General features: G+C 60.6%; 13 protein-coding genes and 1 pseudogene. 8 read left to right on the forward strand and 6 right to left on the reverse strand.

Annotated elements, in window-relative coordinates; translation table 11 throughout:
- Positions 1 to 41: 41 nt before the first annotated feature.
- A complete protein-coding gene (locus ACWNZ1_RS11145) occupies positions 42 to 1,535 on the reverse strand; it encodes an aldehyde dehydrogenase (RefSeq protein WP_135847768.1) in 1,494 nt (497 codons plus the stop codon).
- Between the two features lie 244 nt (positions 1,536 to 1,779).
- On the opposite strand from ACWNZ1_RS11145, the gene ACWNZ1_RS11150 reads away from it, so the two are divergent.
- Together ACWNZ1_RS11150 and ACWNZ1_RS11155 are read left to right on the forward strand one after the other, a co-directional pair.
- Positions 1,780 to 2,142 carry a cupin domain-containing protein gene (locus tag ACWNZ1_RS11150; RefSeq protein ID WP_135847769.1) on the forward strand — a complete coding sequence of 121 codons (363 nt, stop codon included), beginning with the start codon at positions 1,780 to 1,782 and terminating at the stop codon, positions 2,140 to 2,142.
- Positions 2,143 to 2,312: 170 nt separating this feature from the next.
- Entirely contained in the window at positions 2,313 to 2,531 is a 219-nt protein-coding gene (locus ACWNZ1_RS11155; RefSeq protein ID WP_108230896.1) for a peptidase inhibitor, read from the forward strand.
- A gap of 91 nt (positions 2,532 to 2,622) precedes the next feature.
- Here ACWNZ1_RS11155 and rpmG read toward each other — a convergent pair whose 3' ends face one another.
- Together rpmG and rpmB are read right to left on the reverse strand one after the other, a co-directional pair.
- Positions 2,623 to 2,778 carry a 50S ribosomal protein L33 gene (gene rpmG / locus ACWNZ1_RS11160; RefSeq protein WP_003177274.1) on the reverse strand — a complete coding sequence of 52 codons (156 nt, stop codon included), beginning with the start codon at positions 2,776 to 2,778 and terminating at the stop codon, positions 2,623 to 2,625.
- A gap of 11 nt (positions 2,779 to 2,789) precedes the next feature.
- Positions 2,790 to 3,023 (reverse strand): 50S ribosomal protein L28, encoded by a 234-nt coding sequence (gene rpmB / locus ACWNZ1_RS11165; RefSeq protein ID WP_003177273.1) that lies wholly within the window; start codon positions 3,021 to 3,023, stop codon positions 2,790 to 2,792.
- Positions 3,024 to 3,459: 436 nt separating this feature from the next.
- Here rpmB and ACWNZ1_RS11170 point away from each other — a divergent pair, with 436 nt between their 5' ends.
- Positions 3,460 to 5,046: an ABC transporter substrate-binding protein gene (locus tag ACWNZ1_RS11170; protein ID WP_135847771.1), complete on the forward strand. Its 1,587-nt coding sequence runs from the start codon at positions 3,460 to 3,462 to the stop codon at positions 5,044 to 5,046.
- A 121-nt stretch (positions 5,047 to 5,167) separates the two neighbouring features.
- Here ACWNZ1_RS11170 and radC read toward each other — a convergent pair whose 3' ends face one another.
- Entirely contained in the window at positions 5,168 to 5,842 is a 675-nt protein-coding gene (radC, locus tag ACWNZ1_RS11175) for a RadC family protein (RefSeq protein WP_135847772.1), read from the reverse strand.
- A 145-nt stretch (positions 5,843 to 5,987) separates the two neighbouring features.
- On the opposite strand from radC, the gene coaBC reads away from it, so the two are divergent.
- The 4 genes and pseudogenes from coaBC (at position 5,988) to argB (ending at position 10,245) form a co-directional block, all read left to right on the forward strand.
- A complete protein-coding gene (gene coaBC / locus ACWNZ1_RS11180; protein WP_135847773.1) occupies positions 5,988 to 7,196 on the forward strand; it encodes a bifunctional phosphopantothenoylcysteine decarboxylase/phosphopantothenate--cysteine ligase CoaBC in 1,209 nt (402 codons plus the stop codon).
- 5 nt (positions 7,197 to 7,201) lie between these two features.
- Positions 7,202 to 7,657, forward strand: a complete 456-nt coding sequence (dut, locus tag ACWNZ1_RS11185; protein WP_135847774.1) for a dUTP diphosphatase — start codon at positions 7,202 to 7,204, stop codon at positions 7,655 to 7,657.
- A 252-nt stretch (positions 7,658 to 7,909) separates the two neighbouring features.
- Positions 7,910 to 9,313, forward strand: a pseudogene (locus ACWNZ1_RS11190) (phosphomannomutase/phosphoglucomutase); the annotation flags it as partial.
- A 26-nt stretch (positions 9,314 to 9,339) separates the two neighbouring features.
- Positions 9,340 to 10,245: an acetylglutamate kinase gene (gene argB, locus ACWNZ1_RS11195; protein ID WP_003206871.1), complete on the forward strand. Its 906-nt coding sequence runs from the start codon at positions 9,340 to 9,342 to the stop codon at positions 10,243 to 10,245.
- Positions 10,246 to 10,356: 111 nt separating this feature from the next.
- Here the strand turns inward: argB and pyrE are convergent, their stop codons facing one another.
- Positions 10,357 to 11,001 (reverse strand): orotate phosphoribosyltransferase, encoded by a 645-nt coding sequence (gene pyrE, locus ACWNZ1_RS11200; protein WP_135847776.1) that lies wholly within the window; start codon positions 10,999 to 11,001, stop codon positions 10,357 to 10,359.
- Between the two features lie 83 nt (positions 11,002 to 11,084).
- Between pyrE and ACWNZ1_RS11205 the strand changes: the two genes are divergently transcribed.
- The gene (locus tag ACWNZ1_RS11205; RefSeq protein ID WP_013694557.1) at positions 11,085 to 11,864 is read left to right on the forward strand and encodes an exodeoxyribonuclease III; all 780 of its coding nucleotides are present in this window, start codon (positions 11,085 to 11,087) and stop codon (positions 11,862 to 11,864) included.
- Between the two features lie 93 nt (positions 11,865 to 11,957).
- On the opposite strand, the gene ACWNZ1_RS11210 is transcribed toward ACWNZ1_RS11205, so the two are convergent.
- Positions 11,958 to 12,326, reverse strand: coding sequence for a DUF4870 domain-containing protein (locus tag ACWNZ1_RS11210; protein ID WP_135847777.1), 369 nt, complete (start codon positions 12,324 to 12,326; stop codon positions 11,958 to 11,960).
- Positions 12,327 to 12,349: the final 23 nt, after the last annotated feature.

Genomic DNA, 12,349 nt, shown 5'->3' on the forward strand with positions numbered 1-12,349 from the left:
GCGCTGCTTGAAGCCCCGGACAGGATCCGGGGGCGTCATCGTTACAGCTTGATCCAGGTCGACTTCAGTTCGGTGTACTTGTCAAAGGCATGCAGCGACTTGTCGCGACCGTTGCCCGACTGCTTGAAACCACCGAACGGCGCGGTCATGTCGCCGCCGTCGTACTGGTTGACCCATACGCTGCCCGCACGCAGGGCCTTGGCGGTCAGGTGAGCCTTGGAGATGTCCTTGGTCCATACCGCTGCGGCCAGGCCGTACGGCGTGTCGTTGGCGATCTGGATGGCTTGCTCGGCGGTGTCGAAAGCGATAACCGACAGCACCGGACCAAAAATCTCTTCCTGGGCGATCTTCATCGCGTTGCTCACGCCATCAAAAATCGTCGGCTCGACGTAGGTGCCGCCAGTTTCCTCAAGGATCCGCTTGCCGCCAGCCACCAGTTTGGCGCCATCGCTGTGACCGGCTTCGATGTAGGACAGCACGGTGTTCATTTGCTGGGTGTCCACCAGGGCACCGACAGTGGTGGCCGGATCCAACGGATTGCCGGGCTTCCAGCCTTTGAGGGCCTCGATCACCAGCGGCAGGAACGTGTCCTTGATGGAGCGCTCCACCAACAGCCGCGAGCCGGCGGTGCAGACTTCCCCCTGGTTGAAGGCGATGGCGCTGGCGGCGGACTCGGCGGCGGCTTGCAGGTCCGGGGCATCGGCGAACACGATGTTCGGACTCTTGCCACCGGCTTCCAGCCAGATGCGCTTCATGTTCGATTCGCCGGAGTAAATCATCAGTTGCTTGGCGATCTTGGTGGAACCGGTGAACACCAGGGTATCGACGTCCATGTGCAGGGCCAGGGCCTTGCCAACGGTATGACCGTAGCCCGGCAGCACGTTCAGCACGCCTTTCGGAATGCCGGCCTCAATCGCCAGTGCGGCAATGCGGATGGCGGTCAGCGGGGATTTTTCCGAGGGCTTGAGCACCACCGAGTTACCGGTGGACAGCGCCGGGCCGAGCTTCCAGCAGGCCATCATCAAAGGGAAGTTCCACGGCACGATAGCGCCAACGACGCCCACCGGTTCGCGGGTCACCAGGCCCAGTTGATCGTGGGGGGTAGCGGCCACTTCATCGTAAATCTTGTCGATGGCTTCACCGCTCCAGCTCAACGCTTGAGCTGCACCGGGAACATCGATGTTCAAGGAGTCGCTGATCGGCTTGCCCATGTCCAGGGTTTCGAGCAGCGCCAGTTCTTCGGCGTTCTGCTTGAGCAGGCCGGCAAAACGAATCATGGTCGCTTTGCGCTTGCTCGGCGCCAGGCGCGACCAGACACCGGAGTTGAAGGTGGCGCGGGCGTTTTCCACGGCACGTTGGGCGTCGGCGACGTCGCAACTGGCGATCTTGCCCAGCAGGCGGCCATCGACCGGGCTGAGGCAATCAAAGGCTTCGCCGGACACCGCATCGGTGTATTCGCCGTTGATGAAGGCGCGGCCTTCGATCTTCAGGTCGCGAGCGCGTTGTTCCCAGTCGGCACGAGTCAGGGTGGTCATGCGAGTGTCCTCCTCTTGTTTGGGTACGGACGCTGCGCAGTGCACAGCGCTCCAAGAATTCTGCCCGGCCAGCCTGTTTTCGATGCTTTTTTTGGCATGGGGCACCCGCCACCCTAAACCAGCGGCCGGTCATGTTTCAATATATTTGACACAACGCCGGCAAACGGCCTTGCGATGTTCGTTTTAATAAACATAGACTTTGACGCTTCCAGCCATTCGCGCCGTCATTACCGGGGATTACCGCATGAGCATTCAGGATATCGTCGACTTCAGCCAGGCCAACACCACCGCCGAACGCTATCGCCCGGACCCAGCCAAGGTGTTCAAGGGCGACCCCGAGCAAACGGTGTTCAACCACTACAGCAGCCCGTGCGGGCAGATGAACGCTGGCGTATGGGAAGGCGCCGTCGGCCAGTGGATGGTCAATTACACCGAACATGAATACTGCGAGATCGTCCAGGGCGTTTCCGTGCTGCGGGACGACGATGGCAATGCCAAGACATTGCGGGCCGGTGATCGTTTTGTGATTCCGGCGGGGTTCAAGGGCACGTGGGAAGTGTTGGAGCCTTGCCGCAAGATTTATGTGGTGTTTGAACAGAAGAGTTGAACCCCGCCGAAAAGGACGCTGACACTCTATCGCTGGCCAATGACCGCCGCAGCCGGTAAGACTGCGCACAGGCGCTACATGTTTCATCGTCGCAATGGCAATGCACAGGATGTGCGGCCAATTCGACAATGTGAGCGCCCTGATCCTATATATATTTGCAAGGAGGCAATATGCCCGTCTTACCCGATCAATGCGATCTCGCCATCGCCCAATACACCATCGGCCAAAAATGCACCCCCGAACTGCTTGAAGAGGTTCGCGCCCTGGCCAACGGGGCTCCCGTACGCGCCACCGGCCCGAAATACCCTTCGAGCTGGGATCTGCGTCCGCGACGTATCAACCTGCACACCAATGCCGACAGAATCATTGTCAGCATCAACTGCGGCTGATCGACACCGTCGCGGACACACAAACTGACGCACAACAAAAAAGGCCCGTATCTCGCGATACGGGCCTTTTTCGTAAGAAGGGAAAAATCAATTACTTGATTTTGCCTTCCTTGTAGATCACGTGCTTGCGAACAACCGGATCATATTTCTTGATCTCGATTTTGTCCGGGGTAGTACGCTTGTTCTTGTCGGTAGTGTAGAAGTGACCAGTACCGGCGCTCGAGATCAAACGAATCAATTCACGCATGATTAGCTCCCTTAAACCTTGCCATCGCGACGAAGTTCGGCCAGCACGACACTGATGCCACGCTTGTCGATGATACGCATGCCTTTGGCAGATACGCGCAGACGCACAAAACGTTTCTCTTCTTCAACCCAGAAGCGGTGATGCTGCAGGTTCGGCAGGAAACGACGACGGGTTTTGTTGTTTGCGTGGGAAATGTTATTCCCAGTCACCGGACCCTTACCGGTAACTTGACAGACTCTCGACATGCCTCAGCCCTCTAAAACCACATGCCCAACCCGGCATGGGTTGGCCGCTTAATCTCTCAGTCATTTGGCGCCAGGCGCCGCGTTTCTTTAAGGGTCTTACCGGCTACACCTACAGTGAAGGAACCGGGCCCCTAGAAAAGAGCGCTGCTTTATACCAGAAAGACCACAGTGCAACAACAGCCGATGTGATTTGTCTTCGCAGGAAGTGCTCGACCAACCGCCCTGGACGGCTGGGGCAAAGGCTGGCGCGGCCCGTTACCACTCGTCGCTGCGCGCAGGTTTTTTTCACCCACGGCGGTTTTGAGCCATCAACGCGCCGGCGCAGAGTGCCGGAAAATGCAAAAAGGGGATAGTCATTTGGCGGCGAGCCCACTAGGGTAGGCCTTTTCCAGACTGCACTCGCAGATGGGCCTCCGACTTGCACAGGAAACCGACCATGCGCCTCGCTGCCCTACCACTGTTGCTCGCCCCTCTGCTGATCAGCCCGCAGGCCTTGGCCGCTGCCCTGAGCGTCTGCACCGAAGCCAGCCCGGAAGGGTTCGATGTCGTCCAGTACAACTCATTGACCACCACCAACGCCTCCGCCGACGTGCTGATGAACCGTCTGGTGGATTTCGACACCGCCAGCGGCAAAGTGGTGCCTAGCCTGGCTGACCACTGGGAAGTCTCGACCGATGGCCTGACCTACGTGTTCAAGCTGCACCCACAGGTCAAATTCCATCGCACCGAGTACTTCACGCCGCGCCGCGACCTGAACGCCGAGGACGTGAAATTCAGCTTCGAGCGCATGCTCGACCCGGCGAACCCTTGGCACAAGGTTGCGCAGAGCGGCTTTCCCCATGCCCAGTCCATGCAACTGCCAGCGCTGATCAAGAAAATCGACGCACTGGATCCGTTGACCGTGCGTTTCACCCTCAATCACGCGGATTCGACCTTCCTGGCGACGTTGAGCATGGGGTTTGCGTCCATCTATTCGGCCGAATACGCCGATCAGTTGCTGAAGGCCGGCACGCCAGAAAAGCTCAACAATCTGCCTATCGGCACCGGCCCTTTCGTTTTCAACCGGTTCCAGAAAGACGCTTCGATTCGCTACAAGGCCAACGCTGATTATTTCGGCGGCAAGCCCCAAGTGGATCCCTTGATCTTCGCCATCACGCCGGACGCCAACGTGCGCCTGCAGAAATTGCGCCGCAACGAATGCCAGATTGCCCTGTCGCCCAAGCCATTGGACGTACAAGCCGCCAGGCAAGAGCCTACGCTGAATGTGGCCCAGACCGACGCCTTCATGACCGCGTTCGTGGCGATCAACAGCCAACATCCGCCGCTGGACAAACCCGAGGTGCGCCAGGCCATCAACCTCGCCTTCGACAAGGCCAGCTACCTCAAGGCTGTCTTCGAAGGCACTGCCGAAGCGGCCAATGGCCCCTATCCACCGAACACCTGGAGCTACGCCAGGAGCCTGCCCGGCTACGCCCATGACCCGGCCAAAGCCCGCGACCTGCTGGCCAAGGCCGGCTTGAAAGAAGGCTTCCAGACCACCATCTGGACCCGCCCTTCCGGCAGCCTGCTGAACCCCAACCCCAGCCTTGGCGCGCAACTGCTGCAGTCCGACCTGGCGGAAATCGGTATCCAGGCCGAGATCCGGGTGATCGAATGGGGGGAGCTGATCCGCCGCGCCAAGGCCGGCGAACACGACCTGCTGTTCATGGGCTGGGCTGGCGACAACGGCGATCCGGATAATTTCCTCACGCCGCAGTTTTCCTGCGCGGCGCTCAAGTCCGGCACCAACTTCGCCCGCTACTGCAACCCGGACCTGGACAAGCTGATCAGCGCCGGCAAGACCACTGGCGAACAAGGCGTGCGCACCAAGCTCTACGAACAGGCCCAGGCACAGATCCAGCAACAGGCCCTATGGCTGCCCCTCGCGCACCCGACCGCGTTCGCGCTGACCCGCAAGGATGTACAGGGTTACGCGGTCAGCCCGTTTGGGCGGCAGGATTACTCCAAAGTCAGCCTCAAGTAACCACCTGTAGGAGCGGGCTTGCTCGCCAATGCGGTCGATCAGTCAACGATGATGCTGCCTGACACGCCCCCTTCGCGAGCAAGCCCGCTCCCACAAAGAGCTTCGTATCGCCTGATGTCGCCTACACCCACCCATATTCCGCCATCGACAGCGGCTCCCCATCGCCGACAATGAAATGATCCAGCACCCGAACATCAATCAACTCCAAGGCCTCTTGCAGTCGATCGGTGAGCACCCGGTCGGCCTGGCTGGGCTCGGTGTTGCCGGAGGGATGGTTGTGACACAGGATCAACGCGGCGGCGTTGTGGGCCAGGGCCCGCTTGACCACCTGCCGAGGATAGACACTGGCGCTGTCGATCGAGCCGTGAAACAGCGACTCATACGCCAGCACCCGATGCCGCGAATCCAGGAACAGGCACCCAAACACCTCGTGAGGTTCATGGCGCAGCATGGCCTTGAGGTAATCACGCACGGCCAGCGGGCTCTCCAGCACTGAATCTCGTCGCAAGTCTTCGGCCAGGTGACGACGCCCCATTTCCAGCACCGCCTGCAACTGTGCGAACTTCGCCGGGCCAAGACCCAGTTGCGCCCTGAAGGATCGCAGGTCGGCCTCCAGTAAAGCCCGCAGGCTGCCAAATTGATGCAGCAGGTGTCGCGCCAGGTCCACGGCACTTTTGCCGGACACGCCGGTGCGCAGGAAGATCGCCAGCAATTCGGCGTCCGACAGGCTCGCCGGCCCCTGGTCCAGCAGTTTCTCCCGCGGGCGCTCCGCCGCAGGCCAATCCCGAATACTCATAGCATCTCCCTGATCTTGGGCGCCGCTGTTCCGTAGCGGTCGCTGTGATATCGTAGCCCATCTTTTTTGCAGGCGATTTGCACCCTGGCAGGCTGCTGCCAAGGGGTTCGCCTTGCACTGACCACTGAAATCCAAAGGCAGGCCTATGCAGCGGCTGTATCGGAAACGCATCGTTCTGGGCGTCGGCGGCGGCATTGCCGCCTACAAGAGCGCCGAGCTGGTTCGCAGGCTTATCGACCAGGGCGCAGAAGTGCGGGTCGTCATGACTCGCGGCGGTAGTGAGTTCATCACCCCGCTGACCATGCAGGCCCTGTCCGGACACCCGGTCCACCTGGACTTGCTCGACCCGGCGGCTGAAGCCGCCATGGGTCATATCGAGTTGGCCAAGTGGGCCGACCTGGTGCTGATCGCCCCGGCCACGGCCGATCTGATCGCCCGTCTGGCCCAGGGCATCGCCGACGATCTGTTGACCACGCTGGTGCTCGCCACCGACGCCGTGGTCGCCGTCGCACCCGCCATGAACCAAGCCATGTGGCGCGACCCGGCCACCCAGGCCAACCTGCAACTACTCGAAAGCCGCGACCTGAAAGTCTTTGGTCCGGCCTCCGGCAGCCAGGCCTGTGGCGATGTCGGCATGGGCCGCATGCTCGAAGCCACCGACCTGGCCCAGTGCGCCGCCGACTGCTTCCAGCGCCAGGCGCTGACCGGCAAACACGTGCTGATCACCGCCGGGCCGACCCAGGAAAACATCGACCCGGTGCGCTATATCACCAACCACAGTTCGGGAAAAATGGGCTTCGCCCTGGCCGAAGCCGCGGTGGAAGCCGGCGCGCGAGTGACGCTGATCACCGGCCCCGTACACTTGCCGACCCCGGACCGGGTCACCCGCATCGACGTGGTCAGCGCCCGGGACATGCTCGCCGCCTGCGAAGCGGCCATCCCGTGCGACCTGTTCATCGCCTCGGCGGCGGTGGCGGACTACCGCCCCGAAGTCGTCGCCCCGCAAAAATTGAAGAAAGACCCTACAAGCGGCGACGGCCTGCTACTACAAATGGTGCGCAACCCAGACATTCTCGCCACCATCGCCACTCGCCCTGACCGTCCGTTCAGTGTCGGCTTCGCCGCCGAAACCGAACACCTGCTCGATTACGCTGCGCGCAAGCTCAAGGACAAGAACCTGGACTTGATCGTCGCCAACGACGTCGCCAACCCGAGCATCGGCTTCAACAGCGAAGAAAACGCCTGCAGCGTGATCGACCGCCAGTTGCACGCCACACTTTTCGCCCAGACCAGCAAGAGCAAGATTGCCCGCCAACTGATCACTTTCATCGCCGAACGACTGAACCAGGTTTAATTTTCATGCACGCTCTACAAGCCAAGATTCTCGACCCACGCATCGGCAACGAATTCCCGCTGCCGCAATACGCCACACCGGGCTCCGCCGGCCTCGACCTGCGGGCGATGCTCAAGCAGGACACGATCCTTGAGCCGGGCCAGACCCTGCTGATCCCGACCGGCCTGTCGGTGTACATCGGCGACCCGGGCCTGGCGGCCCTGATCCTGCCACGCTCGGGCCTGGGCCATAAGCACGGCATCGTGCTGGGCAACCTGGTAGGCCTGATCGACTCCGATTACCAGGGCGAACTGATGGTCTCGTGCTGGAACCGTGGCCAGACAGCGTTCAACATCGTCGTAGGCGAACGCATCGCCCAGTTGGTGCTGGTGCCGGTGGTCCAGGCGCACTTCGAATTGGTGGAAGAATTCGACGAGAGCCAGCGCGGCGCCGGCGGTTTCGGGCACTCCGGCAGCCACTGATCCTGCTGTTTCGGGCCGGGCGTCCTGCCCGGCCGGTTTATTAAGCTTCTGTTTCAGGACAAAAAATGCGCAATGGCTTTCTGCTAGGTTTCCCATCCGGAATCAATGTATTAGGCGTCCGAGGTCGGGGTAACGCTGTCTCATGGCATTTTCCCACCACGAACTCTCTGTCAAAAACGCCGTCATACCCTTCAGTTTGAGCCTGTCGACGCTAGCCGTCGGCCTGTCCAGTCACTTTCCTGATAGAGCGCCCCGCCCATGAACACCCCAGCTGCAATCGCCCCGATCTTCCCTGACAGCATCTTTCGCGCCTACGACATCCGTGGCGTGGTACCGGAAACCCTTACCGCCGAAACCGCCTACTGGATCGGCCGCGCCATTGGCTCCCAGAGCCTGGCCCAGGGTGAGCCGAACGTGTCCGTCGGCCGCGACGGCCGTTTGTCGGGCCCTGAGCTGGTCGAACAGTTGATCAAAGGCGTTGCCGACAGTGGCTGCCACGTCAGCGACGTGGGCCTGGTGCCGACCCCGGCGCTGTACTACGCCGCCAATGTGCTGGCCGGCAAGTCCGGTGTGATGCTCACCGGCAGCCACAACCCGTCGAACTACAACGGCTTCAAGATCGTCATCGCCGGCGACACCCTCGCCAACGAGCAGATCCAGGCCCTGCACACCCGCCTCAAGACCAACGACCTGAGCAGGGGCCAGGGCAGCATCACCAAGGTCGATATCCTCGAGCGCTACAACGACGAAATCGTTAACGACGTGAAGCTCGCTCGTCGCCTGAAAGTGGTGGTCGATTGCGGCAACGGCGCGGCCGGCGTGATTGCCCCGCAACTGATCGAAGCGCTGAACTGCGAAGTCATCCCGCTGTTCTGCGACGTGGACGGCAACTTCCCGAACCATCACCCGGACCCGGGCAAGCTGGAAAACCTCGAAGACCTGATCGCCAAGGTCAAGGAAACCAATGCCGACCTGGGCCTGGCCTTCGACGGCGACGGCGACCGCGTGGGCGTGGTGACCAATACCGGCAGCGTGGTGTTCCCGGACCGCCTGCTGATGCTGTTCGCTCGTGACGTAGTGGGACGCAATCCGAACGCCGAAATCATCTTCGACGTTAAGTGCACCCGTCGCCTGGTGCCGCTGATCAAGGAATATGGCGGTCGCCCACTGATGTGGAAGACCGGCCATTCGTTGATCAAGAAGAAAATGAAACAAAGCGGCGCCCTGCTGGCTGGCGAAATGAGCGGCCACATCTTCTTCAAGGAGCGCTGGTTCGGTTTCGACGACGGCATTTACAGCGCCGCGCGCCTGCTGGAAATCCTCAGCAAGGAAAAATCCACGGCCGAAGAGCTGTTCGCGACCTTCCCAAATGATATTTCTACGCCAGAAATCAATATCCATGTGACCGAAGAGAGCAAATTCAGCATCATTGATGCACTGCACGACGCTCAATGGGGCGAAGGCGCCGAACTGACCACCATCGACGGTGTGCGGGTCGACTATCCCCAAGGTTGGGGCCTGGTTCGCGCATCCAACACCACACCGGTGCTGGTGCTGCGTTTCGAGGCCGACAACGAAGCCGAACTGCAGCGCATCAAGGATGTGTTCCACAGCCAACTCAAACGTGTTGCACCTGATCTTCAACTACCGTTCTGATTTTTGAAGTACCACCGGAGCCCTGAATGACCCTCGAACGCGAAGCCGCCGCCAATACCGCCAAGGTCCTGTCCGAAGCGTTGCCTTATATCCGACGCTACGTCGGCAAGACCCTGGTGATCAAATACGGCGGCAACGCGATGGAAAGCGAGGAGCTGAAAACCGGCTTCGCCCGCGACATCGTGCTGATGAAGGCCGTGGGCATCAACCCGGTGGTGGTGCACGGCGGTGGCCCGCAGATCGGTGATCTGCTCAAGCGCCTGTCGATCGAAAGCCACTTCATCGATGGCATGCGCGTCACCGACGCGCAGACCATGGACGTGGTGGAAATGGTCCTCGGCGGCCAAGTCAACAAGGACATCGTCAACCTGATCAACCGTCATGGCGGCAGCGCCATCGGCCTGACAGGCAAGGACGCCGAGCTGATCCGGGCGAAGAAGCTCACCGTCACCCGCCAGACGCCGGAGATGACCCAGCCGGAAATCATCGACATCGGTCACGTGGGTGAAGTAGTCGGGATCAACACCGACTTGCTGAACCTGCTGGTCAAGGGCGACTTCATCCCGGTGATCGCGCCCATCGGCGTAGGCGCCAATGGCGAGTCGTACAACATCAACGCCGACCTGGTCGCCGGCAAGGTCGCCGAAGCGCTGAAAGCTGAGAAGCTGATGCTGCTGACCAACATCGCTGGTCTGATGGACAAGTCGGGCAAGGTCCTGACCGGCCTGTCGACCCAACAGGTCGACGACCTGATCGCCGACGGCACCATCTACGGCGGCATGCTGCCCAAGATCCGTTGCGCGCTGGAAGCGGTACAGGGCGGCGTCGGCAGCTCGCTGATCATCGACGGCCGTGTTCCGAATGCGATCCTGCTGGAGATCTTCACCGATACTGGCGTGGGTACCTTGATCAGTAATCGCAAGCGTCCTTAAGCGACACCGGTAAAAAAAGACCCCGCTCAACCTGGTTGAGCGGGGTCTTTTTTTGCCTTACTCCCTGTGGGAGCGAGCTTGCTCGCTCCCACAGGGTTTAGCGCGTGCCGATCAAACGCCGAACTGCGCCCGATAAGCCTCAACCGCCGGCAAATGCTGCTTGAGCTGCGGATCGTCGGCCAAAAACTCCAGCACCTGGGTCAGCGACACAATGCTGATCACCGGGATGCCGAAGTCGCGTTCCACTTCCTGGATCGCCGACAGCTCACCGTTGCCGCGCTCCTGACGGTTCAGGGCGATCAATACGCCGGCGGCCTTGGCGCCTTCCTGGGAGCCGATGATCTGCATCACTTCGCGGATCGCGGTGCCGGCGGTGATCACGTCATCGATGATCAGCACGTCACCGGTCAGCGGTGCGCCCACCAGGCTGCCGCCTTCACCGTGAGCCTTGGCTTCCTTGCGGTTGAAGCACCAGGGCAGGTCGCGGTCGTGGTGCTCGGCCAGAGCGACGGCAGTCGTGGCGGCCAGCGGGATGCCTTTGTAGGCCGGGCCGAACAGCACGTCGAACGGGATGCCGCTCTCGACGATGGCCGCCGCATAGAAACGGCCCAGTTGCGCCAGGGCGGAACCGGTGTTGAACAGGCCGGCATTGAAGAAGTACGGGCTGGTGCGCCCGGACTTGAGGGTGAACTCACCGAAGCGCAAAACGCCGCGATCGATGGCAAAGCGAATGAAATCGCGCTGATACGCCTGCATGAAAAAAAGCCTCAAATACCGCGGATTTAGCTAAATAGGTACACGCCGTGTATCATACACGCACGTGATTTTTGGGGCCATTTATGCGGATCATCAGTGTGAACGTCAATGGTATTCAGGCTGCAGTGGAGCGTGGTTTGCTCAGTTGGCTGCAAGCACAGAATGCCGACGTCATCTGCCTGCAGGACACCCGCGCCTCCGCCTTTGAACTGGACGATGCAGCCTTCCAACTGGATGGTTACTTCCTTTATGCCTGCGATGCCGAAGTCCCCGCCCAGGGTGGCGTGGCTTTGTACTCGCGGCTGCAACCGAAGGCTGTCATCAACGGTCTCGGTTTCGAGACGGCGGACCGCTACGGGCGCTACCTGCAAGCCGATTTCGACAAGGTCAGCATCGCGACCTTACTGCTCCCGTCGGGACAGAACGGCGATGAAGATTTGAATCAGAAATTCAAGTTAATGGACGACTTCGCCCGCTATCTGGATAAACAGCGGCGCAAACGTCGCGAGTACATCTATTGTGGCTCGCTGTATGTGGCGCAACAGAAGCTGGATATCAAGAACTGGCGCGACAGCCAGCAATCTCCTGGCTTCCTGGCGCCGGAACGGGCCTGGATGGACGAGATCATTGGCAACATGGGTTATGTCGACGCCCTGCGCGAAGTCAGCCGTGAAGGCGACCAGTACAGCTGGTGGCCAGACAACGAACAGGCCGAGATGCTCAACCTCGGCTGGCGTTTCGACTACCAGTTGCTGACGCCCGGCCTGCGCCGCTTCGTACGCAGCGCCCGCCTGCCGCGCCAGCCACGGTTCTCGCAGCATGCGCCGCTGATCGTCGATTACGACTGGACGCTAACGATCTAAGCAGCATTCGTACCTACAAAAAACCGACAGCAATGTCGGTTTTTTTGTAGGCCCTGAAAGCTCGCCCCCACAGGGACAGGCCCTCACTGATCGTTATTTGACCAACCGCCAAGTAAACGGATACCGATACGGCTGCCCCTCATTGGCCTTCACCCCACCAATGATGGTCAGCACCAGCGCACCAATGGCCACCAGGCCGAACAGAAAGAAGCCAATGACCACGACCATCAGCAGGAGGCTGATCGCCGAGGCGATGGCCACGGTGATCTGGAAGTTCAGCGCTTCCTTGCCCTGGGCATCGATGAACGGGTCAGTTTCGCGCTTGAGTTGCCAGAGCACCAACGGCCCAATCAACGTGCCGAACGGAATCCAGATCCCCAACAAGGCGGACAGGTGACAAAACATTGCCCATTGACGCGCCTCTTTGCTCGGCTGGGGCAGTAGGACTTGCTCATCACTCATGACACTCTCCTTGTCTGAAGCGC

Source organism: Pseudomonas sp. CFBP 5748, assembly GCF_053850495.1.